The following is a 24,220-nucleotide window of genomic DNA, read 5'->3' as shown; positions in this document are numbered from 1 at the left end:
TTCAGTCGCCGGCTTTGGCCGGCGTGTTGCCGCCGGCGCTGTTTGGCCAGACCCAATCGCGGACCTCAGGCATGTCCTCGCCATGCTCGCGGACATAGCGGGAATGTTTGATCAGCTTGTCGCGGAACTGTTGCTTGACCTGCGCAGCCCTGGTCGCAAGCCCCGGCACGCGCTCGATCGCCTCGATGGCGAGATGGTAGCGGTCGAGCTCGTTGAGCACGACCATGTCGAACGGCGTCGTCGTGGTTCCTTCCTCGGCGAATCCGCGCACATGCATGCCGGCATGGTTGGTGCGGTTATAGGTCAGCCGGTGAATGAGATAAGGATAGCCGTGATAGGCGAAGATGACCGGCTTGTCCGATGTGAACAGGCTGTCGAAATCGCGGTCGGACAGACCGTGCGGATGCTGCTCCTTCGGCTGCAGCGTCATGAGGTCGACGACGTTGACGACGCGGATCTTCAGGTCGGGCAGCGCCGTGTGCAAGAGGTCGACGGCGGCGAGCGTCTCCAGTGTCGGTACATCGCCGGCGCAGGCCATCACCACGTCGGGCTCTGCGTTTGTGTCCTCCGTGCCCGCCCAGGTCCAGATGCCGATGCCGGCATCGCAATGCGTGGCCGCCTCCTGCATCGACAGCCATTGCGGCGCCGGCTGCTTGCCGGCGACGATCACGTTGATGCGGTTGTAGGTGCGCAGGCAATGATCGGCGATCCACAGCAGCGTGTTGGTATCAGGCGGGAAATAGATCCGGACGATATCGGCCTTTTTGTTGGCGACGAGATCGACGAAACCAGGGTCCTGATGGCTGAAGCCGTTATGGTCCTGGCGCCAGACATGCGAGGTCAGGAGATAGTTGAGTGAGGCGATCGGGCGCCGCCAGGGCAGATCGCGCGTCACCTTCAGCCATTTGGCGTGCTGGTTGAACATGGAATCCACGATGTGGATGAAGGCCTCATAGCAGGAGAACAAGCCGTGCCTGCCGGTCAGCAGATAGCCTTCGAGCCAGCCCTGGCAGAGATGTTCGCTGAGGACCTCCATCACGCGGCCGTCCTGCGCGAGATGCACGTCGTAAGATTCGATCGGCTCCATCCACACCCGTTCGGTCGTCTCGAACACCGCATCGAGCCGGTTTGATGCCGTCTCGTCCGGGCCCATGATGCGGAAGTTGCGCGCCTCGGCATTGAGGCGGACGACGTCGCGCAGGAATTTGCCGAGCTCGCGCGTGGCTTCCGCCACCATGCCGCCGGGCTGCGGCACCTCGATTGCGAAGCTGCGGAAGTCCGGCAGCTTCAGCTCTTTTTTCAACAGCCCGCCATTGGCATGCGGATTGGCGCCCATCCGCCGCTGGCCTTCGGGCGCCAGTGCCTGAAGCTCGGGAATGAACGCGCCGCCGGCGTCGAACAACTTGTCCGGCTCATAGCTGCGCATCCAGTCTTCGAGCAGCTTCAGATGCGCGGGATTCTCGCGGCAGCTCGCAACGGGCACCTGATGCGCGCGCCAAAAACCTTCGACCTTCTTGCCGTCGACCTCCTTCGGGCCGGTCCAGCCCTTGGGGCTGCGCAGCACGATCATCGGCCAGCGCGGCCGCTCGACGTTTCTGCGCCCATCGCGGGCGTGCTGCTGGATCGAACGGATGCTGGCGAGCGCAACGTCGAGCGCATCCGCCATGGCCTGGTGCATCAATTTGGGATCGTCGCCCGCGACGAACAGCGGCTCGTGGCCGAGCCCGCGGAAGAGATCGCGGATCTCGTCGTCCCGCATCCGCCCGAGCACGGTTGGGTTGGCGATCTTGTAGCCGTTGAGATGCAGAATCGGAAGCACCGCGCCGTCATGGGCAGGGTTGAGGAACTTGTTGGAGTGCCAGGACGCCGCGAGCGGGCCGGTTTCGGCCTCGCCGTCGCCGACGACGCAGGCGACGATGAGGTCGGGATTGTCGAATGCTGCGCCATAGGCGTGCACCAGGGCATAGCCGAGCTCGCCGCCCTCGTGGATCGAGCCCGGCGTTTCCGGCGCCGCATGGCTCGGAATGCCGCCGGGGAAAGAGAACTGCCTGAACAGCTTGCGCAATCCGTCCGCATCCCGGGCGATGTCGGGATAGATCTCGCTGTAGCTGCCTTCCAGGTAGGTGTTGGCGACCATGCCCGGGCCGCCATGGCCGGGGCCGCAGACGTAGATCACGTTGAGGTCAAGCGCCCGGATGACGCGATTGAGATGGGCATAGATGAAGTTCAAACCGGGCGTCGTGCCCCAATGGCCGAGCAGGCGCGGCTTGATGTGCTCGGGCCGCAGCGGCTCGCGCAGCAGCGGATTGTCGAGGAGATAGATTTGCCCGACGGAGAGATAGTTGGCGGCACGCCAGTAGCGATCGAGGAGATCGAGTTCGCTGCTCGCGTCGCGCAATTGTCGTTGACTTGTCATGTTCTTGCCGACCTTCACCCAGCGATCGTCACCAACATTGTTCCGGAGCGATTGATCCCTTTTCATGAAACGGGATCGCCGCGGCACCGGTGTTGCGTGAGGTCAAGGGCGCGCGCCCGAAGTTTGGGCAGCGCTACTGTGCATGGGGTTGTTTTCGCGTTTTTTGTTCTTGTTCTTGATTTGTTCCGTTCGGGTGCTATGTTGGCTTCATGAGTCGAGCATCTTCTCGTGCCCTCAAGCACCCGCCGGTCACGGCGCCCTCCGAGCCGGCGGGTGCGCCTTCTGATTTTCCTGCCGATTTTCCCGAGCTTGGCGTCGCCATCGACCGTGCGCGCCGGCGAGGGCGGGGTGCCCAGTCCAATGCCAGCGGCCGCTATGAGGCCGAGGCGCGCGTCGCCTTCGACGATGGCTGGCAGAGCCTGGAGGAGCTGCCGCCGTTCAAGACCACGGTCGCCGTCGATACCTCACGCAAGGTGATCACCCGCAACGATTCCCCCGACATCGGCTTCGACCGCTCGATCAATCCCTATCGCGGCTGCGAGCACGGCTGCGTCTATTGCTTCGCGCGGCCGACCCACGCCTATCTCGGGCTGTCGCCCGGGCTCGACTTCGAGTCGAAGCTGTTCGTGAAGCCCGAGGCGCCGGCGCTGCTCGAGAAGGAGCTCGCAGCCTCAGGCTACGAGCCGCGGATGATCGCGATCGGCACCAATACCGATCCCTATCAGCCAATCGAGCGTGAGCGCAAAATCATGCGCGGCATTCTCGAAGTGCTGGAGCGCACCGGCCATCCCGTCGGCATCGTCACCAAGTCGGCGCTGGTGGTGCGCGACATCGACGTTCTCGCGCGCATGGCCAAGCGCAACCTCGCCAAGGTCGCGATCTCGGTGACGTCACTCGACCCAAAACTTGCGCGCACCATGGAGCCGCGGGCCTCCACGCCGCCGAAGCGGCTGGAGGCGCTCAGGCAGCTCTCGGAGGCCGGCATTCCGACCACGGTGATGGTCGCACCTGTGATCCCCGCGCTGAACGATTCCGAGATAGAGCGCATCCTCGATGCCGCAGCCCATGCCGGCGTCAAGGAAGCCTCCTACGTGCTGCTGCGGCTGCCGCTCGAGGTGCGCGATCTGTTCCGCGAATGGCTGATGGCGAACTATCCGGACCGTTATCGCCACGTCTTCACGCTAATCCGCGACATGCGCGGCGGCCGTGACTACGATGCGAAATGGGGCGAGCGGATGAAGGGAACCGGCCCGATGGCTTGGACCATCGGCCGCCGCTTCGAGATCGCCTGCGACAGGCTCGGCCTCAACAAACGGCGCTCCAAGCTGACCACGGATCACTTCGCGCGGCCGAAGCGGAACGGCGATCAGCTCAGCCTGTTCTGATCGGGAAGTGGACGAGGGGTAGCATGGTTAGGGAACTCACCGTGCCGGTGCCGCGGCTGACCGTCATCACGCTCGGTGTCAGCGACATCCGCGCCAGCATCGCTTTCTACGACGCGCTGGGTTTCTCGCGCCGGCTGAAGGCGACCGGTGAGGCGGTCGCCTTCTACGATACCGGTGGTCCGGTGCTCGCCTTGTATCCCTGGGATCAACTCGCCGCCGAGGCGGCGTTGCCGGACAATCCGAGGCCGTCGACCTTTCGTGGGGTGACGCTCGCTTGGAACTGCCGGACGCGCGCGGAGGTCGATGCGGTGCTGGCTTTCGCTGTCGACAAGGGCGCAGCGCTGCTGAAAGCCGCGCACGAGACCGATTACGGCGGCTATGCAGGTTATTTCACGGACCCCGACGGCCATCCGTGGGAGGTTGTGGTCGCGCCCGGCATCGATGTCGGCGATGACCGGCGGGTACATCTGGCGGAGTAGGGCGGCTCATCTGAATAACGGGAATTATCTGGGGTTCCTAGTTGCGCTGGCGAAGTCCCTTGCGCACGATCCCGGCCATGATTCGAGACAAGTCCGCCAAGAAGCCGGCCAAAGACGCGCCAAAAAAGAACGGTGCGAAGAAGGCCGCGCCTGCCAAGGCCTCGGAAGCCAAGACGCCGGAAGCCAAGCCGTCGGAGGTTGAGGCTTTAGCCGGCAAGAGTGAGGGCCCGAAAGGCATCATCGCCGTAGCGCCGCCGAGCTTCCGCCGCGAGCGCGCGCTGATCAAGCGCGGCGTCTGGCCGGTCGCGGGCTGCGACGAGGCCGGCCGCGGCCCGCTGGCCGGCCCCGTGGTGGCGGCGGCCGTGATCCTTGATCCCAACCGCATTCCGCGTGGCATCGACGATTCCAAGCGGCTGACGGTAGAGGAGCGCGAAAAGCTGTTCGACAAGATCTGCGCCAGCGCGCAGGTCTCGGTTGTCGTGGCTTCGCCCGCGCGGATCGACCGCGACAACATCCTGCGCGCCTCGCTGTGGGCACTGAAGCGTGCCGTGGTGGCGTTGCCCGAGACGCCGCGCCACGTCTTCGTCGACGGCCGCGACCGACTCGATACGGAATGCGACTGCGAGGCCGTGATCGGCGGCGATGGCATCGTGCTGTCGATTGCGGCGGCATCCATCGTCGCCAAGGTCACGCGCGACCGGCTGATGTGCGCGCTGGCGCAAGACTGCCCCGGCTACGGCTTCGAGCAGCACAAGGGTTACGCCGTGCCCGAGCATCTCGACGCCCTCGACCGCCTCGGCCCCTCCATCCACCACCGCCGCTTCTTCGCCCCCGTCGCGGCCGCCCGCGCCAAGCATATGCCCTGGACCGTCGAGCCGGTGCAGGATCTGTTCTCCGTCACCGAGGTCGAGATGGAGGTGGAGGCGGGTGTCGAAGCCGGCGCCTCCACAGGTCTCTAGGAGGACTCCGTTTTTCGCTGCGGCCTCTTTGCCTCCCCCGCGTGCGGGGAGAGGGGAGAAGAGACACTGTCGGGGAGAGACAGCAGACCGAAGTTGCCACGACGCGCAGCGCCCTTTATCAAAACAGATGTGAGCGAATAGGGCCGGCTGGACGGGTTGGCTGCATCTTTCGGACCTTGCATGCGGTTTACCTCCCTGGTCATCGAGCTCATTCGCGCCCGGCCGCGGCTGATCGTGTGGATCGCCGTGTTGCTTCAGGCAGCGATGTGGCTGTTCGTGGCGCTGGTGTTCTACCGCAGCCCGCCCGGCACCCTTGCGACGCTGCTGGCTTTCGGCCGCGAGTACCAAGTCGGCACCGATCTCGGCCCTCCCTTGCCGATCTGGCTCGCCGACATTGCCTATCGCGCCGCCGGCGGTCACATGTTCGGCGTCTATGTGCTCGCCCAGCTCTGCGAGATCGCGACTTTCATCGCGCTCTTTCATCTGTCTCGCGCCGTGGTCGGCTCCCAGCAGGCCGTGCTCGCCGTGCTGCTGACCATGACCGTGCTGGCCTTCTCCTCGTCCGCGCTCGATTTCGGCCCGCTGGTGCTGGCGCGACCGCTTTGGGCGCTGCTGCTGCTGCACTCCTGGCAGATCATCGGCCAGCGCCACGGCAATGCCTGGTTCGCTTGGTCGATCGAAGCCGGCCTGTTGTTGCTCACCACGCCCGCCGCAATCTTCCTCCTCCTGCTGATCGTCGTCTTCGCGATCTCGACCGCGCGCGGCCGCAGGACGCTGTGGGGGCTCGATCCGCTGTTTGCGCTGATCGTCGTTGCCGTGCTGGCGCTGCCCTACGCGGTCTGGCTGATGCGGGCCGAGACGTTGACCATGCCGGCCTTGCCGCAGGTTTCGGAGCTTAGCGCCCGCGCTCTGCACGCAGCCTGGCTGCTCGGCGGGCTCGTGGTTGGGGCGGCGGCGATTCCGGCGCTGACCTTCCTCAACACTGGGATGTTCGCCGACAAGGGCGAGGAAGCGCCGATCATCTATCGCCCGCCGGTCGAGCCGCTCGCGCGCAACTTCGTCTATTTCTTCGCGCTGGCGCCGCCGCTCGGCGCGGTGCTGATCTCCGGTCTGCTTGGGCTGGAATCCGCCGCCGGCGGCGCCGGTGTCGTGCTCGTCATGTCCGGGCTTGTCGTGGTGGTTGCCGCAGGGGATCTCATCGCGATGCGCCGCGCGCGGATGCTGCGCATGGTATGGGCCGCCGCCGTCGTGGCGCCCGCCATCGGCGTCGTGCTCGCCGTCCTGGTCATGCCCTGGACCGGTACCGGCGAGATCGCGACCTCGATGCCGGCGCGCGCGATCTCCGATTTCTTCGACGAGAGCTTCGCCCGCCGCACCAACCATCGCCTGCGCGCGGTCGCCGGCGAGACCCAGCTTGCGAGCCTGATCACGCTGCATTCCGGGCGGCCGCATCTCTTCATCGACGCCGACCCGGCGCGCACGCCGTGGATGAATCAGGCCAGGTTCAGCGAGACCGGCGGCGTCGTGGTCTGGCGCGCCTCGGATACCGCCGGCACCCCGCCGCCGGAGATCCTCAAGCGCTTCCCCGGCATCGTGCCGGAAGTCCCGCGCGCCTTCGAATGGCTGGTGAACGGCCGCCAGCAACTGCTGCGCATCGGCTGGGCCATCGTGCGGCCGAAGGGGACTTAGCGCGGTCTCTCCGTCGTCATTGCGAGCGGAGCGAAGCAATCCAGAGTCTTTCCGCGGTGGCAGCCTGGATTGCTTCGCTCCGCTCGCAATGACGGGGAGGGAGCATCCCGCCCCTCACGTGCCCGCCAGCACCTTTGCGACCGCGCGCAGATCCTGCCAGGCCAGCCGCTTGTAAGACGGCGAGCGGAGCAGGTACGCCGGGTGAAATGTCGGCAACGCGCGGATGGTGCGCTGGCCGGTGTCGTAGTCGAACCAGCGGCCGCGGGTGCGCATGATGCCTTCGCGCGTCGACAGCAGCGTCTGCGTCGAGGGATTGCCGAGCGTCACCAGCACATCCGGATTCACCAGCTCGATCTGGCGCTGGATGAAGGGCAGGCAGATTTGGGTCTCCTGCGGCGTCGGCGTGCGATTGCCGGGCGGCCGCCAGGGAATGACGTTGGCGATGTAGGCGGTGGTGCGGTTGAGCCCGATCGCGCCGATCATGAGGTCGAGCAGCTTGCCGCTGCGTCCGACGAAGGGCAGTCCCTCGATGTCCTCGTCGCGCCCGGGCGCCTCGCCGACAAACATGATGCGCGCCTTAGGATTGCCGTCGGCGAACACCAGCCGCGTCGCGGTATGCTTCAGCGCGCAGCCCTCAAAACTCTGCATCAGCTCGCGCAGCGCCTCCAACGTCGGCGCGGTCCGCGCGGCCTCGCGTGCGGAAGCGATCGCGACGTCGGGCGCTGGGGCGGCTTCGCCGCGCAGGACCGTCGGCGCAGCGACCGGCCGCAATGGCTCGACCGGCGGTGCCACGCGCGGGGCCGGCGGCGGGGCATCTAATTCCGCCAGGCGGTCGATTGGTTCCTCCGCGAGCGTGCAGTCGACACCGGCCTCCAGATAGAAGGCGAGAAGCTCACGAACGGTGGGTGCGGGCTCGGGGATCATGGGAAAGTTTGACTATTATATCACCTTGGGCGGCCTTGCATCCCGGCAGAACGCGATTCCGAGGTTGTCCTACCCGGAAAAATCGGAAACAAGAGGGCGCAATCGACCAAGGACCGTCTCAAGGGCTGAGATCAGATGAGCACCGAAGAACTTCCCCCGCGCGAATCCATGGAATTCGACGTCGTCATCGTCGGCGCCGGCCCCTCCGGCCTGTCGGCTGCGATCCGGCTGAAGCAGCTCAACGCCGATCTCAACGTCGTCGTGGTGGAGAAAGGCTCCGAGGTCGGCGCGCACATTCTTTCCGGCGCCGTGATCGACCCGGCGGGGCTCGACAAGCTGATCCCGGACTGGCGCGAGGATTCGGACTGCCCGCTGAAGACGCAGGTGAAGGACGACCGCTTCTACTGGATGACGGGCGCTGGCGCGATCAAGCTGCCGGGCTTCATGATGCCGCCGCTGATGGACAATCATCACTGCTACATCGGCTCGCTCGGCAATGTCTGCCGCTGGCTGGCGCGCAAGGCCGAGGCACTCGGCGTCGAGATCTATCCGGGCTTTGCGGCGGCCGAAGTGCTCTATGACGAGGAGGGCAAGGTCAAGGGCATCGCCACCGGCGACATGGGCATCGGCCGCGACGGCAAGCCGAAAGATTCCTTCACCCGTGGCATGGAATTGCTCGGCAAGTACACGCTGTTCGCCGAAGGCGCCCGAGGCAGCCTGACCAAGCAACTCATCAACAAATTCGCGCTCGACGCCAAGGCCGAGCCACCCAAGTTCGGCATCGGCCTCAAGGAGGTCTGGCAGATCGATGCCGCCAAGCACCAGAAGGGCTTGATCCAGCATTCCTTCGGCTGGCCGCTCGACATGAAGACCGGCGGCGGCTCGTTCCTCTATCACTATGACGACAATCTTGTCGCCGTCGGCTTCGTCGTGCATCTGAATTACGACGATCCCTATCTGTCACCGTTCGACGAATTCCAGCGCTTCAAGACCCATCCCTCGATCCGCGGCACTTTCGAAGGCGCCAAGCGGCTCGCTTATGGTGCGCGCGCCATCACCGAGGGGGGCTATCAGTCGGTGCCGAAGCTGAGCTTCCCCGGCGGCGCGCTGATCGGCTGCGCGGCCGGCTTCGTCAACGTGCCGCGCATCAAGGGCGTGCACAATGCGATGGGCACCGGCATGCTCGCCGCCGAACATGTCGCGGCCGCGATCGCCGCCGAGCGCGCCAATGACGAGCTCGTCGAATACGAGAATGCCTGGCGCACGTCGTCGGTCGGCAAGGATTTGTTCCTGGTCCGCAACGTCAAGCCGCTGTGGTCGAAGTTCGGCACCGTGCTCGGCGTCGCGCTCGGCGGCTTCGACATGTGGTGCAACACGCTGTTCGGCGCATCGCTGTTCGGCACCCAGTCGCATCGCAAGCATGACCGCGCCACACTCGATCCGGCCAAGAGCCACGCGCCGAAGAACTACCCGAAGCCGGACGGCAAAATCACCTTCGACAAGCTGTCCTCGGTGTTTTTGTCCAACACCAATCACGAAGAAGACCAGCCGATCCATCTGAAGGTCACGGACATGGACCTCCAGAAGACCTCGGAGCACGACGTGTTCGCCGGTCCCTCGAACCGCTATTGCCCGGCCGGCGTCTATGAGTGGATTGAGGAGGGTTCTGGCCCGCGCTTCCAGATCAACGCCCAGAATTGCGTTCACTGCAAAACCTGCGACGTGAAGGACCCCAACGGCAACATCACCTGGGTTCCCCCGGAGGGCGGTGGCGGTCCGAATTACGAGGCGATGTAAGCCGGGGAACATGCAGCCTGGGCCGATGTAACCAAGGTTACGCGACCCCGGCAATGTGACGCACGTTCGCGTGAGAACCGGGCCGCGGGAGACGCCCGCGGCCACGATAAGGCCATAGTAGCAGCGTCTTGGGGCGCTCTTGGCCGATTCATCTGACCGATTTGGGGCGTGCGGCGGGGATCGCCCGGTCCGAATCCTTGCGGCGAAGCGCCAAAAGCGGCATTGTCGGCCTGACGGTTCCGGGTCCCGATGCCACCGGCCGCGTTCGCATGCGATACGGCCCTCTGCTGCAGACCCAGGCACTACCAACTCAAGGCGAGCCCTGATGTTTTCGAATCGTTTCAACCGCTGGACTGCTGCCGCCATCGCTCTCATGGGCACCGCGTTCGTCGCGGTCCCCGGCGCGGTCCTGGCGCAGACGCCGGATCACCCGGAAAACACGGCGGCGCAGTTTCCGACCCGGAACGATCTGAAGTCGCTCACCGGCGCCGGCAGCTATCTCGCCGCCCGCCACGCCAGCGTCGAGCGCGACGCAGCCTCCGCCGCCGCGTTCTACCGCTCGGCCCTGCGCACCGATCCGAAGAACAACGAACTGCTCGACCGCGCCTTCATCTCCTCGGTCGCCGACGGCGACATCGACGAGGCCGTCAAGCTCGCCGAGCGCATCCTCACCATCGACAAGACCAACCGCGTCGCGCGGCTCGTCGTCGGCGTGCATGATCTCAAGCTGAAGAAGTATGCGACGGCGCAAACCAACATCAACCAGTCGATCCGCGGTCCGATCACCGATCTCGTCGCCACGCTGCTGTCGGGCTGGGCCGCCTATGGTGCGGGCGACGCCAAGGGCGGTGTCGCCACCATCGACAAGCTGGCCGGTCCGGAATGGTATCCGCTGTTCAAGGACCTCCACGCGGGCATGATCCTCGAGCTCTCCGGCAAGGAGAAGGATGCCGGCACCCGCTTCGAGCGCGCCTACAAGCTCGACGATTCCATGCTGCGCGTCACCGAGGCCTATGCGCGCTGGCTGTCGCGCAACAAGGATTCCGCCGCCGCGACCACCGTGTACCAGGCTTTCGACAAGAAGCTCGCCCGCCATCCGCTGATCGTGGAAGGCCTGCGCGAGACCAAGGCCGGCAAGAAGATGCCGCCGCTGGTCGATTCCGCGCAAGCCGGCGCCGCCGAAGCGCTCTACGGCATCGGCGCCACGCTGACCCGCCGTGGCGGCGAGGATCTGGCGCTGGTCTATCTCCAGCTCTCGCTCTACCTCCAGCCCAGCCATCCGCTGGCGCTGCTCTCGCTCGCCGATCTCTATGAATCGGTGAAGCGGCCGCAGATGGCGATCAAGGTCTACGAGCGCGTGCCCTCGTCCTCGCCGCTCAAGCGCAACGCGCAGATCCAGCTCGCAATTGACCTCGATTCCGCGGACCGCACCGACGAGGCGATCAAGATCCTCAAGGGCGTCACGTCGGAGGATTCCAAGGATCTCGAAGCCATCATGGCGCTCGGCAACATCGAGCGCGGCCGCAAGAAGTTCGGCGATTGCGGTGCGACCTATTCGCAAGGCATCGATGTGCTGCCGGCCGGCAACGACAAGGCCAACAGCGTCTGGTACTACTATCGCGGCATCTGCGAGGAGCGCTCCAAGCAGTGGGCCAAGGCCGAATCCGACATGAAGAAGGCGCTCGAGCTGCAGCCCGATCAGCCGCACGTCCTCAACTATCTCGGCTATTCCTGGATCGACCAGGGCGTGAATCTCGACGAGGGCATGAAGATGATCAAGCGCGCCGTCGAGCAGCGTCCCGACGACGGCTATATCGTGGACTCCCTCGGCTGGGCCTATTACCGCATCGGCAATTACGAGGAGGCGGTGAAGAACCTCGAGCGCGCGATCGATCTCAAGCCCGAGGATCCCACCATCAACGATCACCTCGGCGATGCCTACTGGCGCGTCGGCCGCACGCTGGAAGCAAAGTTCCAGTGGTCGCATGCGCGCGATCTCAAGCCCGAGCCGGAAGAACTGCCGAAGATCGAGGCCAAGATCGCCAACGGGCTGACCGACGACAATTCGAACTCTTCGGCGGCGCAGGCCGAGAAGAAGAAGGACGACGGCAAGGGCGGCTGAGGTTTGTTGGGGGCGTGTCGCTGATGTCGGCGTTGATTGAAGAGGGACGGGCGAAGGTCAATTTGAGCCTTCGCGTCGTCGGCCGTCGTGCCGATGGCTATCATGATCTCGAAAGCGTGGTTGCGTTTGCCGACTGCGCCGACCGGCTGACGCTGGAGCCGGGTGGCGAACTGAAGCTCACCACCACCGGACCGCTGGCGGCAGCTTGCGGCGACACCGCCGACAATCTCGTGCTCAAGGCCGCCAAGCTTCTGGCCGACGCTGTGCCCGGCCTCAAGCTGGGCGCCTTCGTGCTCGACAAGGTGCTCCCGGTTGCAGCCGGCATCGGCGGCGGCTCGGCGGATGCCGCGGCGGCGCTGCGGCTCTTGGCGCGTCTCAACGATTTGTCGCTCGATGATTCCCGCGTTCAGAAGGTCGCGCTCGCGACCGGCGCGGACGTGCCGGTGTGTCTCCAATCGCGCGCCTGTGACATGACCGGGGTCGGCGAGCAGCTGCTGTCGCTCGCGTTGCCGAGCATGCCCTGCGTCATGGTCAATCCGCGCGTGCCGGTCGCGACCAAGGACGTGTTCAAGGCGCTGGGCCTGCGCAACGGCGAGCTCCTGGTCGGCGTCACCGACGTCATCCGCGCCCCGGCCTGGCCGGAGGAGGGGGCGTCGATCGCTGACTGGGTCGACGTTCTCGAAACCGTCCCCAACGACCTCGAAGCGCCCGCGATGCGCATCGAACCTGTCATTGGCGAGGTGCTGGAAGCTTTGCGCGATTCCGCCGGCGTCAAGCTCGCCCGCATGTCCGGCTCCGGCGCGACGTGCTTTGCGATCTATGGCGCGCCGGCCGAGGCCCATACCGCCGCCGAAAAGATCCGGCGCGATCACCCCGGCTGGTGGGTGCATGCGGGGACGTTGAGCTAGGTATTTCTGCGAAGACGGTGCCGTAGGGTGGGCAAAGCGAAGCGTGCCCACGAACTTATTCGTGCAATCTGGATGCATGGTGGGCACGGCGCTGTTGCGCCTTTGCCCACCCTACGGCAGTTGAGCTAGCCGCTGACCGCTGCCAGCCCAAGAAACTTTCGGATCGCGCCCAGCACCTCCTGCGGCCGGTCATGCTGCAGCCAGTGTCCCGCCCCGGCGATGGTCTCGATGCGCGCGTTCCGAAAATACCGTTCCAGGCCTGCTGCCTTTGCGCCCACCAGAAAACTTTCGCCGGCGTTGAGCAGCAGCGTCGGGCAGGCGATGCGTGACCACAGCGCGACGTGGTCGTCCGACCAGAGCCGGTGCGGCGCGCTGGCGCGCTGGTAGGGATCGAATTTCCAGCTATAGGTGTCGTCCTCGTTCCGCCGCGCGCCATGCGTGGCGAGATGCAGCGCGAGGTCGCGGGCGAGGCGCTTGTTGTGCAGCATCATCTGCGCGGCTGCGGCCTCGAGGCTCGCATAGCGGCGCGGCGTGCGGTCATGCAGTTTGTCGAGCTGGGCGATCCATTTGCCGATGCGCTCATGCACCGGCGGCTTCGGCGTGTCCGGCAACATGGTCACGCCGTCGAGGACGACGAGCTTCGAGACCAGATCGGGGAATGATCCTGAAAAGATCAGGCTGACCATGCCGCCCATCGAATGCCCGATGAGCGTCACCTGAGGCGCTGCGATGCTGCGGACGAGCTGGGCAAGATCGTACACATATTCCGTCAGCGCGTAGCTGCCGCCTCGGGTCCAATCGGAATCGCCGTGTCCGCGCAGGTCGGGTGCGAGCACGTGAAAGTGCGGCTGCAACGATTCTGCGATGACGTCCCAGCTCCGGCAATGATCGCGGCCGCCATGGACCAGGATGGCGACGGGCGCGCCGTCATTGCCCCAGTCGGCATAATGCAGCCGCAGGCCGTGCGATTCATAATAGCGGCTTTGCGGGGCGCTAGCCATTTGCCGGCCGCCGCGCCAGTGCGAGCGACAGGCCAAGGCCGGCGATGAAGACGCCCGAGCCTTGCGTAAGTCGCCGCATCAGATGTGGCCTTCCGATCAACTGCTTGCGCGTTGCTGATGCCATCAGCACCACCGCCACATCGGCGAGCGTGTTCAAGATCACCGAGATCGCGCCGAGCACGATGAAATGAAGCGTGGGGTTCGATCCCGCGGGATCCAGGAATTGTGGAACGAAGGCGAGGAAAAACGCCGCGGTCTTCGGGTTCAGCGCCTCCACCAGCACACCGTCGCGGAAGGCGCGCTTGTCGCCGACGGGCTCGCTCTCGAGCGACAGCGTCCGGCCGGCGCTGCGGAACGTCTTGATACCGAGCCAGACCAGATAGAGCGCGCCGACGAATTTTACGGCCGCGAACAGTTCGGCACTGGCCAGGATGATCGCGGAGATGCCGAGGCTGCCCGCCACCACATGAACCAGTCCGCCCAGCGCCGTGCCCGCGGTTGACGCAAAGCCGCTGATGCGTCCCTCCGACAAGGTCCGTGCCGCGACATAGAAAATGCCGGGGCCTGGAATGGCGGCAATGAGACAGGCTGCTGCCAGGAACAGCCAGAAATTCGTCGTGATCATGCTGTTTTGGTAACGAAGCCTGACGCGATTGCAAGGCCCTCGTTTAGCCCATCCGGCGGAAGATCACGCTGGCATTGACCCCGCCAAAGCCGAAGCCGTTGGAGATGGCGCATTGCATCGGCATCGGCCGCGCTGCGCCGGAGACGATGTCAATGCCATCAGCGCCAGGATCCGGGTTTTCGAGATTGAGTGTCGGCGGCGCGATCTGGTCGCGCAAAGCGAGCACCGTGAAGATCGCCTCGAGACCGCCGGCGGCGCCAAGCAGATGGCCGGTGGCCGATTTGGTCGCGCTCACGGCAATGCCGCGGTTACGGCCGAACAGCGCGCCGATCGCACCAAGCTCGCTCTCGTCGCCGGCCGGCGTCGACGTCGCATGCGCGTTCAGATGCTGCAAATCCGTGGGCGCAAGATCCGCCTGCCGAAGCGCGATCTCCATGGCGCGGCGGGCGCCGTCGCCATCGGGCGGACCCGATGTCATGTGATAGGCATCCGCGCTCGTGCCGTAGCCGACGATCTCCGCGATCGGCGTTGCACCGCGCGCCAGCGCATGCTCCAGCCCCTCGATCACCAGGATGCCGGCGCCTTCGCCCATCACAAACCCGTCGCGCTTCCGATCGAACGGGCGCGAGGCGCGCGCGGGCTCGTCGTTGTAGCCGCTCGACAGTGCACGTGCGGCTGCAAAGCCACCGAGGCTGACGATATCGATACAGGCCTCCGCGCCGCCGCAGATCGCAACGTCGGCTTCGCCAGCGCGGATCATGCGCGCGGCATCGCCGATCGCCTGCACGCCGGCGGCGCAGGCCGTGACAGGCGTGCCCAGCGCGCCCTTGTAGCCGTATTTGATCGAGACGTGGCCGGCGGCGAGATTGGCGAGGAACGAGGGGATCGTGAACGGCGAGAGCCGGCGCGCGCCGCGCTGCTCGGTGATGCGCACCGCTTCCGCCATCGCCGGGAAGCCGCCGACGCCGGAGGCGATGATCGTCGCAGTCCGTTCCTGCGCCGCTGCGTCTTGCGGCATCCATTTGGCTTGCGTCACCGCTTCTGCGGTGGCGAGCAGCGCGAACAGGATGAAGCGGTCCATCTTGCGCTGGTCTTTTGGCGCGGCCGCCTGTGCGGGATCGAAGCCGCCTTCGGTGTCATCGGTCCTGTCGGGCACGAGCCCGGCAATGCGCGCCGGCAGTGCCTGCGCCCATTCCGGCAGCGGGCGCAGCCCGCTTTGACCGGCCAGCAGCCGGCGCCAGGACAGTTCGACACCGCAGCCAAGCGGCGACACTGCGCCCATTCCGGTCACAACGATACGACGCATGTCAGTCTCCAGCCGGCGCGACGGCCGGGTTCATGGCTTTGAGCGAAGCGAGCCGCGCACGCATCCCGCGGCTGGCGCGGGGGCCTGCGATGACGACTGCATTGGTGAGCGTGATCGGACGCATGTCGGCGGCGTCGACGACGACAGGATCGAGCGGGCGAACGTCGCTTCGGTTCGCCAGCAGGATAGATTCGCCTTTGGGAGCGAGATGCTTGTTGCCCCAGGCGAGCAGCGCCACGATCACGGGGAAGAAATCCCGCGCCTTATCCGTCAGCACATATTCGTAGCGCGGCGGCCGCTCATGATAGCGGCGGCGAACGAACATGCCGCTCTCGGTGAGATGGGCGAGCCGCCGCGACAGGATGTTCGGCGCGATGCCGAGGTTTTGCGAAAACTCGTCGAACTTCGTCGCGCCCTGAAACGCATCCCGCAGGATCAGAATGCTCCACCATTCGCCGACCGTCTCCACGGCGCGGCCGACCGGGCATTCCAGGATGGAAGGGGATTTGGGCTGCATGGCGGGAAGGTAGGGCAGTAACTTGCAAAATGCAAGTTACCGGGTGAGCGCGGGTGGAGGCTGGTAAGGAAGCGGCGCGACCGCGGGGCTGTGGGGTGAGTTGAAATGCGAGTTGGCGAAACATGGTCGTGCGCCACACTCCGTCATTGCGAGCGGAGCGAAGCAATCCAGACTATTTCCGCAGAGGGATTCTGGATTGCTTCGCTGCGCTCGCAATGACGATGTGGAGGCAGCGGTGGGCGGATCTCACCGGTGTCGCCGGTGTGTGCCGTAGAGGGGCGCCTAATGCGACCGCGCCAGGCAGAACGCCACGACCTGCTCCAGCGCGCTCTTCATCGGCGAGGGCGGGAACAGCGCCAGCGCGTCGACCGCCATGGCGCCGTAGTGCTGGGCGCGGCTCAGCGTGTCCTCGAGGGCGCGGTGCTTGTTCATCAGGCCGATGGCGTGGTCGAGATCGGAATCGCCGATCTCGCCGCGCTCCAGCGCCCGGATCCAGAAGGCGCGCTCGGTGTCGTTGCCGCGGCGGAAGGCGAGCACGACGGGCAGGGTGATCTTGCCCTCGCGGAAATCGTCGCCGGTGTTCTTGCCGAGCTTGGCGCTCTTGCCACCATAGTCGAGCACGTCATCGACGAGCTGGAAGGCGATGCCGAGATTCATGCCGACCGAGCGGCAGGCGGTCTGCTCCGCCTTCGGACGGTTGGCGATGACAGGGCCGACCTCGCAGGCGGCCGCGAACAGCTCGGCGGTCTTGCCGCGGATCACGGCGAGATATTCGTCCTCAGTGGTCGCGGTGTTCTTGGCAGCCGCGAGCTGCATCACCTCGCCCTCGGCGATGGTGGCGGCAGCCGCGGAGAGGATGTCGAGCGCGCGCAGCGAGCCGACCTCCACCATCATGCGAAAAGCCTGGCCGAGCAGGAAGTCGCCGACCAGCACGCTCGCCTCGTTGCCCCAGAGCATGCGCGCCGACAGCTTGCCGCGGCGCATCTCGCTCTCGTCGACGACGTCGTCGTGGAGCAGCGTCGCGGTGTGCATGAACTCCACGGAGGCGGCGAGCTTGATGTGGCCGTCGCCGGTGTAGCCGGCGAGGTTGGCCATGGCGAGCGTCAGCATCGGCCGCAGTCGTTTTCCTCCGGAGGAAATCAGATGGTTGGCGACCTCCGGGATCATGGTTACATCCGAACCGGTCCGCGACAGGATCGTGGCGTTGACGCGCTCCATGTCACCGGCGACAAGGGTAACCAGCTCTTCGATCGACGCGCCGGGAGTTTCGAAAGGTACGATGACGGCCACGCCGGTCTCCAATATTTGCCCCGGAAGGGCTATTCTGATGGAAAGACAATAGAAACTGGCGGCGGACGCGGCAAGTGCCGCGGAACCATTGACATTTGCCGCTTTCCCCCTTTTTCAGGCAGGAGACCTGCGTTTTGCGTGAACTGGTTCGGACCAACGACATGGTGCTGGTGTCGGCGATCGGCGCACTGCTCGACGGTGCCAACATCCATCATCTGGTGCTGGACCAGAACATGAGCATCATCGAGGGCTCGCTCGGCATTTTGCCGCGCCGTATCCTGGTCCATGAAGACGACGCCCTCGAGGCCCGTCAGCTCCTCACCGAGGCTGGCCTCAGCCACGAACTGCGCGGCGATGATTGAGGCGCCGGCTGATATCACCGAGGACGCCTTTCTCGGCGGGCAGTTGCGCCTGAAGCAGAAGCGGTCCGGCCATCGCGCCGGGCACGACGCCATCCTGCTCGCGGCGGCGACCGAGGCCAGGGCAGGCGATCGCGTGGTCGATCTCGGCGCCGGCATCGGCGCGGCGGGCCTCGCGCTCGCCCGGCGCGTGGCGGGGATCAACCTCAGCTTGGTCGAGATCGATCCGGAGCTGGCGGAGCTTGCGCGGGCCAACGCCGCGGCGAATGGAATTGCCGCCGAAGCGATCGTGCTCGACGTCACGGCCGATGCCCAGGCATTTGCGGCACATGGGCTCGTGCCCGACAGCGTCGACGTGGTGCTGATGAACCCGCCTTTCAACGATCCGGCTCGGCATCGCGGGTCGCCGGACCAGGCGCGTCACACCGCCCATGTCGCGAGCGAGGAGACGCTGAATGCATGGGTGCATGCGGCGCGGCGCATCCTGCGATCGAATGGCGTGCTGACATTGATCTGGCGTGCAGATGGGATTGCCGACGTCCTGGCAGCGCTGTCACGCGGCTTCGGCAGCCTGTCGATTCTTCCGGTTCATGGGGAAGCCGGACGTCCCGCGATCCGGGTGCTGGTGCGCGCGGTCAAAGGCGGCCGGGCGCCGACGCGACTGCTGCCGGGCCTCATGCTCAACGACGAGTCAGGCGTCCCTAAAAAAGAGGTGAAGGAGATTCTGGAGGGGAGGGCGGTGTTGCCGTTGGCGGAGCCGTGACGGCCTACTGCGGAAGCGATTCCGACTGCTGTTCCTGCGGCGTCGTCAGACGGATCGCCATGAATAGCGCACCGATCAGCAGCATCAGCAAATAGATTTTCATGGCGTTCTCCGCTGCCTCATTGCAGCCTCCCAACGGAAAATCTGCAAAACACGTTCCAGGCACTTCCAATGACAGTCGCGTGATAAGAAATGGTTAAGCAGAGGTAACGGCATGGCCGAACAATTGAACGATCGTGAGAGTTCCGGCCTGGCCGACAAGCTCATGCAATATCTGCCGGCGCGTTTCCGGCCCGGCGCGGCAATCGTGCCGGTGGTGCGGCTATCCGGCGTAATCGGCGCAGTGACGCCGCTGCGTCCGGGCATGACGCTCGCGACCGTCGCACGGGTGCTGGAGCGGGCGTTTTCGTATCGGAACGCGAAGGCGGTGGCGCTGGTGATCAATTCGCCCGGCGGCTCGCCGGTGCAGTCGCGCCAGATCTACCTGCGCATCAAGCAGCTCGCGGCGGAGAAGAAGCTGCCCGTGCTGGTCTTCGTCGAGGACGTTGCGGCCTCGGGCGGCTACATGATCGCCTGTGCCGGCGATGAGATCATCTGCGATCCCTCTTCGATCCTCGGCTCGATCGGCGTGGTCGGTGGCAGTTTTGGTTTCCAGGAGGCGATCAGGCGGCTCGGCGTCGAGCGGCGCCTCTACACCGCCGGCGCCCACAAGGCGATGCTCGACCCGTTCCTCCCCGAGAACCCGGATGACGTCGCCAAGCTGAAGGCGATCCAGCGCGAGATCCACCAGATCTTCATCTCGCTGGTAAAGGACAGCCGCGGCGCGCGGCTGAAGGGCGCGGACGACACCCTGTTCACGGGAGAATACTGGGCCGGCGAGAGCGCGATCGCGCTGGGGCTCGCCGACGGCATCGGTGATATCCGCTCAACTCTTCGTGCCCGCTATGGCGAGAAGGTTCTCACCCCGGTGATCGCGCAGCCGACTGGGCTCCTCTCCGGCCTTCTGGGCCGGAAAGCGCCCGGCGCGGGGCAGCTTTCGGCCCTGGAATCAATGGCCGGCCTGCCGGACGAGCTGATCTCGGCGGTCGAGACGCGGGCGATTTGGGCGAAATTCGGGTTCTAGGGCTCGCGCTCCCGCGCCATTTGGCCCCTCGACGCTCCGATTGCGGCGCAGGTCCATCTGCGCAACAATGCGCGTGGGGGCTGAGCATTAGACAAGGATCGACCGATGCCGCCGTTCGTCGCTTTCGCGGGCGTCCTGGGCGGGCTTGCCGTGGTCCGCTGGGCCTACAAGACCGCTGTCCGGATCAACCAGGAGCTGGAGGAGATGCGCCTGTCGCGCGTCACCGAGGCCGCCCCTATGGGGGACATCCAGACGCTGAAACGTGACCCCGTGACCGGAGCTTACCGGCCGGGCTAGCTCTTCCCGCGCGCAAGGTGCGCCCCCTCTCCCGCTTGCGGGGGAGGGCTGGGGAGAGGGTCCCTCCACGAGCGAGAACCCCAAGAGGAGAAAGCCCTCACCCGGCGCTTCGCGCCGACATCTCCCGCAGGCGGGCGAGGTAAGAAGCCCCCTTCGCCTTGATTCCCACCCCCGCCGTCGATACGGTCCCGCGCGATTCAACCCCCCGCGAGAGCCTGATCTGACGATGGACGCCTCATTGCCCGCCCATATGCGCCCGGAACGCTCGTTCCAGGGCCTGCTCCTGGCCTTGCAGCGCTACTGGGCGGATTACGGCTGCGTGATCCTTCAGCCCTACGACATGGAAGTTGGCGCCGGCACCTTCCACCCCGGGACGACCCTGCGCGCGCTCGGTCCGAGGCCGTGGAATGCCGCCTATGTGCAACCCTCCCGCCGGCCCAAGGACGGCCGCTACGGCGAGAACCCGAACCGGCTCCAGCACTATTATCAGTTCCAGGTCATCCTCAAGCCGTCGCCGCCGAACCTTCAGGAGCTGTACCTGAAGTCGCTCGCGGCCATCGGCATCGATTCCGCCGTGCACGACATCCGCTTCGTCGAGGACGACTGGGAAAGCCCGACGCTGGGCGCCTGGGGCCTGGGGTGGGAGTGCTGGTGCGACGGCATGGAAGTCAGCCAGTTCACCTATTTCCAGCAGGTCGCTGGCGTCGAATGCGCGCCGGTCGCGGGCGAGCTCACCTACGGGCTCGAGCGGCTGGCCTGCTATCTGCAAGGCGTCGACCGCATCATGGATCTGAACTTCAACGGTCGCGAGGGCGCCGAGAAGGTCACCTACAGGGAGGTGTTCTTCCAGGCCGAGCAGGAATATTCGCGGCACAATTTCGAGCACGCTGACACCGCGATGCTGTTCGAGCAATTCAAGATGGCCGAAACGGCCTGCAAGAAATACCTCGATGCCGGCTGGAAGGACGAGAAGCGCGAGGCGCATCTGATGGCGCTGCCGGCTTACGACCAGTGCATCAAGGCGAGCCATGTCTTCAACCTGCTCGACGCGCGCGGCGTGATTTCGGTGACGGAGCGACAGAGCTACATCTTCCGGGTCCGCGAGCTGGCGAAAGCCTGCGGCGAAGCCTGGGTGCACACCGAAGCCGGTGGAGCGGCCTGATGCCCGAATTGTTGCTTGAACTGTTCTCGGAAGAAATCCCCGCGCGCATGCAGGCCAAGGCGGCCGACGATCTGCGCCGCCTGGTCACGGACAAGCTCGTCGCCGAAGGCCTCGTCTATGAGGGCGCGAAAGCCTTCGCGACGCCGCGCCGCCTTGCGCTCACCGTGCACGGCATCCCTGCGCGCCAGCCTGATCTCAAGACCGAGCGCCGCGGACCGAAAGTCGGCGGCCCCGATGCGGCCGTGCAGGGCTTTTTGAAAGCGACCGGTCTGAAATCGCTGGACGAAGCCAAGATCCAGCGCGACCCGAAGGGCGACTTCTACATCGCGCTGATCGAGAAGACCGGCCGCGACGCCATCGACGTGCTCGCGGAAATCCTGCCCGTCATCATCCGCACCTTCCCCTGGCCGAAATCGATGCGGTGGGGCGCGCGCTCGGCCAAGCCCGGCTCGCTCAACTGGGTGCGTCCGCTGCACGCGATCACCGCGACCTTCGGCCTCGAGACCGAAGAGCCCGATGTCGTAAAATTCTCGGTCGATGGCATCGAGGCCGGCCAGACCACCTACGGCCATCGCTTCCTCGCGCCATCAGCTATTTCTGTCCGCCGTTTCGCGGACTACGAAGCCAAGCTCCTGAATGCGAAGGTCGTGCTCGACCCTGACAGGCGCAAGGACGCGGTCCTGACCGACGCCAAGCAGCTTGCCTTCGCGCAAGGCTTCGAGCTGGTCGAGGACCAGAACCTGCTCGATGAGGTCGCAGGCCTCGTCGAATGGCCGGTCGTGCTGATGGGCTCGTTCGAGCAGGAGTTCTTGAAAACTCCCGACGAGGTGGTCCGCGCCACCATCCGCAACAACCAGAAGTGCTTCGTAGTGCGCGACCCCAAGACGGGCAAACTCGCCAACAAGTTCATCCTGGTCGCCAACATCGAGGCCACCGATGGCGGCAAGACCATCATCGGCGGCAACGAGCGCGTGATCCGCGCGCGGCTCAGCGATGCAAAATTCTTCTACGAGACCGATCTGAAGACGAAGCTCGAGGATCGGCTGCCGAAGTTCGAGCAGATCGTGTTCCACGAGAAGCTCGGCACGCAGGCGGAGCGCATCAAGCGTATCGAACGCCTCGCCGCCGAGATCGCGCCGCTGGTCGGCGCCGATGTCGCCAAGGCGATGCGTGCCGCACATCTCGCCAAGGCGGATCTGCTGACCGAAGTGGTCGGCGAATTCCCGGAAGTGCAGGGCCTGATGGGCAAGTATTACGCGTTGGCACAGGGTGAGGATGCATCCGTCGCTGCTGCCTGCGAGGAGCATTACAAGCCGCAAGGTCCTGCCGATCGCGTGCCGACAGATTCGGTCAGCGTGGCTGTGGCGCTCGCGGATAAGATCGATACGCTCGTCGGCTTCTGGGTCATCGACGAGAAGCCGACGGGCAGCAAGGATCCGTATGCACTGCGGCGGGCAGCACTCGGGGTGATCAGGCTGATTGCCGAGAACGCGTTGCGTTTGTCGCTCATGGAGGTGGCGGCGTCCGCACTCGCCGGCTTGTCGGTCAAGCCGGCCGATGCGCAAAAGCTTCCGAGTGACCTGCTCGCCTTCTTCGCCGACCGCCTGAAAGTCCAACTCCGCGAGCAGGGGGCGCGGCACGATCTCGTCGATGCCGTGTTCGCGCTCGGCGGCCAGGACGATCTCCTGATGATCGTCCGCCGAGTCGAGGCGCTCGGCAAGTTCCTCGATAGCGACGATGGCAAGAACCTGCTCGCCGGCACCAAGCGCGCCAGCAACATCCTTTCGATCGAAGAGAAGAAGGACAAGCGCACGTTCGACGGCGCGCCCGATGCTGCGCTCTACAGCCTCAACGAGGAGAAAGCGCTGGCGAAGGCGATCGGTGAGGTCAAGGCGGAAGCGAGCGCTGCCGTCGCCAAGGAAGACTTTGCCGCCGCGATGAGCGCGATGGCGAAATTGCGTCCGCCGGTCGACGCGTTCTTCGACAAGGTCCGCGTCAATGACGACGATGCGAAGGTGCGCGAGAATCGGTTGAAGCTGCTGAACGAGATCCGCAGCGCCACGCGGGCGGTGGCGGATTTCTCGAAGATCCAGGATTGAGTCGCGCAGGAGGCTGTGGCGCGCGGAGCGCGAGCCCGGAATCCATTCATCCTCATGCGCTGCGGCCCGATGGATTCCGGGTCCACGCCTTCGGCGTGTCCCGGAATGACGGCTATTGGTGTGGCGCAAAAAAGCCCCACCCGGCGGGGGGAGGACCGGGCGGGGCCTGATGTCCGATTAATACTGCTCGCGCCAGCCTGATGTGGCGCGCCGGACATCTAGTCGATCTCAGGTCGTCGATCTCAGTTCAGCACCTCGACGATGCGGCGTGAGCGCGGTTCGACCAGCACGGTCTCGCCGTTCACGACGGTGTAGCGATAGGTGGTGGCGCCGAAACGTTGCGGCACGTCATAATAGGTGATGCCGCTCTCGGGTAAGATGGCGCCGACCACCACGCGATCCGGGATGCGGAAGGGCGGCACACGTTGTTCGACGACATAGTCGCGGAAGGCTACCCGCTGGTCGGCCGCAATGGTCGGGCTGCTGTCGACCACGGCGGGCGCGCGTCCCACCGTGACATCGCTTTGCGCCTGTGCCGCGAGGGGCGAGCCGATCGCAACGCACAGCGCCGCGAGCGCAAGAATCCTGTTTCGCATGGGCAACTCCTTCGAAGTGATGTTCGGCAAGCGCCAGTGGCGCATTCGGTTGCCAATGCATGCGACTTCGCAATGTTCCGGGAAAGGGCCTGCCGTATCCGCGGCAATTTCGGGCAGTTTTCGCGAAGCCGGGAACTCGCATCGGTCTTACGCGTCTCTACTCGCGGAACCGGGGCCGCTATGATCCGCCCGCGATTCGTCCACCTCCACAGAAAGATAATTCATGCACATCACCGTCGCCCACATTTCGCCGATCCTGTCGTTGATTGCGGGCGTGCTCATCCTGATCATGCCGCGACTCCTCAATCTGATCGTCGCGATCTTCCTCATCGTGAATGGCGCGATCGGGCTTGGGCTCCTGAAGTGGCTCCGCTTCTAGGCGTTCACTTTTCGGAACTGTCCG

Annotated in this window: 22 protein-coding genes; 14 read left to right on the top strand and 8 right to left on the bottom strand. The window is 65.3% G+C overall.

Features of this window, described 5'->3' with window-relative positions:
• Position 1: 1 nt before the first annotated feature.
• Entirely contained in the window at positions 2–2,416 is a 2,415-nt protein-coding gene (locus XH85_RS35215) for a phosphoketolase family protein (protein ID WP_164940942.1), read from the bottom strand.
• Between the two features lie 209 nt (positions 2,417–2,625).
• On the opposite strand from XH85_RS35215, the gene XH85_RS35210 reads away from it, so the two are divergent.
• The 4 genes from XH85_RS35210 (at position 2,626) to XH85_RS35195 (ending at position 6,928) form a co-directional block, all read left to right on the top strand.
• Entirely contained in the window at positions 2,626–3,801 is a 1,176-nt protein-coding gene (locus XH85_RS35210) for a PA0069 family radical SAM protein (protein ID WP_128935563.1), read from the top strand.
• A gap of 23 nt (positions 3,802–3,824) precedes the next feature.
• Positions 3,825–4,280: a VOC family protein gene (locus XH85_RS35205; RefSeq protein ID WP_128935562.1), complete on the top strand. Its 456-nt coding sequence runs from the start codon at positions 3,825–3,827 to the stop codon at positions 4,278–4,280.
• Positions 4,281–4,357: 77 nt separating this feature from the next.
• Positions 4,358–5,239 carry a ribonuclease HII gene (locus XH85_RS35200; protein ID WP_128935561.1) on the top strand — a complete coding sequence of 294 codons (882 nt, stop codon included), beginning with the start codon at positions 4,358–4,360 and terminating at the stop codon, positions 5,237–5,239.
• Between the two features lie 180 nt (positions 5,240–5,419).
• Entirely contained in the window at positions 5,420–6,928 is a 1,509-nt protein-coding gene (locus XH85_RS35195; RefSeq protein ID WP_128935560.1) for a glycosyltransferase family 39 protein, read from the top strand.
• A gap of 114 nt (positions 6,929–7,042) precedes the next feature.
• On the opposite strand, the gene XH85_RS35190 is transcribed toward XH85_RS35195, so the two are convergent.
• Positions 7,043–7,852 (bottom strand): uracil-DNA glycosylase, encoded by an 810-nt coding sequence (locus XH85_RS35190; protein WP_128935559.1) that lies wholly within the window; start codon positions 7,850–7,852, stop codon positions 7,043–7,045.
• 135 nt (positions 7,853–7,987) lie between these two features.
• Between XH85_RS35190 and XH85_RS35185 the strand changes: the two genes are divergently transcribed.
• The 3 genes from XH85_RS35185 to XH85_RS35175 all read left to right on the top strand — a co-directional run bounded on the left by XH85_RS35185 (position 7,988) and on the right by XH85_RS35175 (position 12,679).
• The gene (locus XH85_RS35185) at positions 7,988–9,649 is read left to right on the top strand and encodes an electron transfer flavoprotein-ubiquinone oxidoreductase (RefSeq protein WP_128935558.1); all 1,662 of its coding nucleotides are present in this window, start codon (positions 7,988–7,990) and stop codon (positions 9,647–9,649) included.
• Positions 9,650–9,974: 325 nt separating this feature from the next.
• On the top strand, positions 9,975–11,771 hold the full coding sequence (locus XH85_RS35180) for a tetratricopeptide repeat protein (RefSeq protein ID WP_128935557.1): 1,797 nt from the start codon (positions 9,975–9,977) through the stop codon (positions 11,769–11,771).
• 23 nt (positions 11,772–11,794) lie between these two features.
• On the top strand, positions 11,795–12,679 hold the full coding sequence (locus XH85_RS35175; protein ID WP_164939916.1) for a 4-(cytidine 5'-diphospho)-2-C-methyl-D-erythritol kinase: 885 nt from the start codon (positions 11,795–11,797) through the stop codon (positions 12,677–12,679).
• A gap of 125 nt (positions 12,680–12,804) precedes the next feature.
• Here XH85_RS35175 and XH85_RS35170 read toward each other — a convergent pair whose 3' ends face one another.
• The 5 genes from XH85_RS35170 to XH85_RS35150 all read right to left on the bottom strand — a co-directional run bounded on the left by XH85_RS35170 (position 12,805) and on the right by XH85_RS35150 (position 17,418).
• Entirely contained in the window at positions 12,805–13,680 is an 876-nt protein-coding gene (locus XH85_RS35170) for an alpha/beta fold hydrolase (protein WP_128935555.1), read from the bottom strand.
• Entirely contained in the window at positions 13,673–14,305 is a 633-nt protein-coding gene (locus XH85_RS35165) for a LysE family translocator (protein WP_128935554.1), read from the bottom strand. The genes XH85_RS35170 and XH85_RS35165 overlap by 8 nt, the downstream gene beginning before the upstream one ends.
• A 43-nt stretch (positions 14,306–14,348) precedes the next feature.
• Positions 14,349–15,611 carry a beta-ketoacyl-ACP synthase II gene (gene fabF / locus XH85_RS35160; RefSeq protein WP_128935553.1) on the bottom strand — a complete coding sequence of 421 codons (1,263 nt, stop codon included), beginning with the start codon at positions 15,609–15,611 and terminating at the stop codon, positions 14,349–14,351.
• A gap of 1 nt (position 15,612) precedes the next feature.
• A complete protein-coding gene (locus tag XH85_RS35155) occupies positions 15,613–16,128 on the bottom strand; it encodes a winged helix-turn-helix transcriptional regulator (protein ID WP_128935552.1) in 516 nt (171 codons plus the stop codon).
• A 282-nt stretch (positions 16,129–16,410) separates the two neighbouring features.
• Positions 16,411–17,418: a polyprenyl synthetase family protein gene (locus tag XH85_RS35150; RefSeq protein ID WP_128935551.1), complete on the bottom strand. Its 1,008-nt coding sequence runs from the start codon at positions 17,416–17,418 to the stop codon at positions 16,411–16,413.
• Positions 17,419–17,552: 134 nt separating this feature from the next.
• Here XH85_RS35150 and XH85_RS35145 point away from each other — a divergent pair, with 134 nt between their 5' ends.
• The 6 genes from XH85_RS35145 (at position 17,553) to glyS (ending at position 23,221) form a co-directional block, all read left to right on the top strand.
• On the top strand, positions 17,553–17,780 hold the full coding sequence (locus tag XH85_RS35145; RefSeq protein WP_080135683.1) for a putative signal transducing protein: 228 nt from the start codon (positions 17,553–17,555) through the stop codon (positions 17,778–17,780).
• Positions 17,773–18,540 (top strand): tRNA1(Val) (adenine(37)-N6)-methyltransferase, encoded by a 768-nt coding sequence (locus XH85_RS35140; RefSeq protein ID WP_128935550.1) that lies wholly within the window; start codon positions 17,773–17,775, stop codon positions 18,538–18,540. The genes XH85_RS35145 and XH85_RS35140 overlap by 8 nt, the downstream gene beginning before the upstream one ends.
• Positions 18,541–18,754: 214 nt before the next feature.
• On the top strand, positions 18,755–19,663 hold the full coding sequence (locus XH85_RS35135) for a S49 family peptidase (RefSeq protein ID WP_128935549.1): 909 nt from the start codon (positions 18,755–18,757) through the stop codon (positions 19,661–19,663).
• A gap of 105 nt (positions 19,664–19,768) precedes the next feature.
• A complete protein-coding gene (locus tag XH85_RS35130; RefSeq protein WP_091892621.1) occupies positions 19,769–19,960 on the top strand; it encodes a hypothetical protein in 192 nt (63 codons plus the stop codon).
• Between the two features lie 226 nt (positions 19,961–20,186).
• On the top strand, positions 20,187–21,122 hold the full coding sequence (locus XH85_RS35125) for a glycine--tRNA ligase subunit alpha (RefSeq protein ID WP_128935548.1): 936 nt from the start codon (positions 20,187–20,189) through the stop codon (positions 21,120–21,122).
• Positions 21,122–23,221: a glycine--tRNA ligase subunit beta gene (gene glyS / locus XH85_RS35120; protein WP_128935547.1), complete on the top strand. Its 2,100-nt coding sequence runs from the start codon at positions 21,122–21,124 to the stop codon at positions 23,219–23,221. The genes XH85_RS35125 and glyS overlap by 1 nt, the downstream gene beginning before the upstream one ends.
• 242 nt (positions 23,222–23,463) lie before the next feature.
• On the opposite strand, the gene XH85_RS35115 is transcribed toward glyS, so the two are convergent.
• Positions 23,464–23,817, bottom strand: a complete 354-nt coding sequence (locus XH85_RS35115) for a DUF1236 domain-containing protein (protein ID WP_128935546.1) — start codon at positions 23,815–23,817, stop codon at positions 23,464–23,466.
• 223 nt (positions 23,818–24,040) lie between these two features.
• On the opposite strand from XH85_RS35115, the gene XH85_RS35110 reads away from it, so the two are divergent.
• A complete protein-coding gene (locus XH85_RS35110; RefSeq protein ID WP_008562090.1) occupies positions 24,041–24,196 on the top strand; it encodes a DUF3096 domain-containing protein in 156 nt (51 codons plus the stop codon).
• Positions 24,197–24,220 lie beyond the last annotated feature (24 nt).

This window comes from Bradyrhizobium zhanjiangense (assembly GCF_004114935.1).
Taxonomy (GTDB): Bacteria; Pseudomonadota; Alphaproteobacteria; order Rhizobiales; family Xanthobacteraceae; genus Bradyrhizobium; species Bradyrhizobium zhanjiangense.
This window is presented reverse-complemented; position numbering and strand designations above follow the sequence as displayed.

What these genes read in the sequence shown, in the direction of transcription:
- XH85_RS35215 (WP_164940942.1), bottom strand. Translation starts at nt 2,416, where the DNA reads ATGACAAGTCAACGACAATTGCGCGACGCGAGCAGCGAACTCGATCTC.
- XH85_RS35210 (WP_128935563.1), top strand. Translation starts at nt 2,626, where the DNA reads ATGAGTCGAGCATCTTCTCGTGCCCTCAAGCACCCGCCGGTCACGGCG.
- XH85_RS35205 (WP_128935562.1), top strand. Translation starts at nt 3,825, where the DNA reads ATGGTTAGGGAACTCACCGTGCCGGTGCCGCGGCTGACCGTCATCACG.
- XH85_RS35200 (WP_128935561.1), top strand. Translation starts at nt 4,358, where the DNA reads ATGATTCGAGACAAGTCCGCCAAGAAGCCGGCCAAAGACGCGCCAAAA.
- XH85_RS35195 (WP_128935560.1), top strand. Translation starts at nt 5,420, where the DNA reads ATGCGGTTTACCTCCCTGGTCATCGAGCTCATTCGCGCCCGGCCGCGG.
- XH85_RS35190 (WP_128935559.1), bottom strand. Translation starts at nt 7,852, where the DNA reads ATGATCCCCGAGCCCGCACCCACCGTTCGTGAGCTTCTCGCCTTCTAT.
- XH85_RS35185 (WP_128935558.1), top strand. Translation starts at nt 7,988, where the DNA reads ATGAGCACCGAAGAACTTCCCCCGCGCGAATCCATGGAATTCGACGTC.
- XH85_RS35180 (WP_128935557.1), top strand. Translation starts at nt 9,975, where the DNA reads ATGTTTTCGAATCGTTTCAACCGCTGGACTGCTGCCGCCATCGCTCTC.
- XH85_RS35175 (WP_164939916.1), top strand. Translation starts at nt 11,795, where the DNA reads ATGTCGGCGTTGATTGAAGAGGGACGGGCGAAGGTCAATTTGAGCCTT.
- XH85_RS35170 (WP_128935555.1), bottom strand. Translation starts at nt 13,680, where the DNA reads ATGGCTAGCGCCCCGCAAAGCCGCTATTATGAATCGCACGGCCTGCGG.
- XH85_RS35165 (WP_128935554.1), bottom strand. Translation starts at nt 14,305, where the DNA reads ATGATCACGACGAATTTCTGGCTGTTCCTGGCAGCAGCCTGTCTCATT.
- fabF (WP_128935553.1), bottom strand. Translation starts at nt 15,611, where the DNA reads ATGCGTCGTATCGTTGTGACCGGAATGGGCGCAGTGTCGCCGCTTGGC.
- XH85_RS35155 (WP_128935552.1), bottom strand. Translation starts at nt 16,128, where the DNA reads ATGCAGCCCAAATCCCCTTCCATCCTGGAATGCCCGGTCGGCCGCGCC.
- XH85_RS35140 (WP_128935550.1), top strand. Translation starts at nt 17,773, where the DNA reads ATGATTGAGGCGCCGGCTGATATCACCGAGGACGCCTTTCTCGGCGGG.
- XH85_RS35135 (WP_128935549.1), top strand. Translation starts at nt 18,755, where the DNA reads ATGGCCGAACAATTGAACGATCGTGAGAGTTCCGGCCTGGCCGACAAG.
- XH85_RS35130 (WP_091892621.1), top strand. Translation starts at nt 19,769, where the DNA reads ATGCCGCCGTTCGTCGCTTTCGCGGGCGTCCTGGGCGGGCTTGCCGTG.
- XH85_RS35125 (WP_128935548.1), top strand. Translation starts at nt 20,187, where the DNA reads ATGGACGCCTCATTGCCCGCCCATATGCGCCCGGAACGCTCGTTCCAG.
- glyS (WP_128935547.1), top strand. Translation starts at nt 21,122, where the DNA reads ATGCCCGAATTGTTGCTTGAACTGTTCTCGGAAGAAATCCCCGCGCGC.
- XH85_RS35115 (WP_128935546.1), bottom strand. Translation starts at nt 23,817, where the DNA reads ATGCGAAACAGGATTCTTGCGCTCGCGGCGCTGTGCGTTGCGATCGGC.
- XH85_RS35110 (WP_008562090.1), top strand. Translation starts at nt 24,041, where the DNA reads ATGCACATCACCGTCGCCCACATTTCGCCGATCCTGTCGTTGATTGCG.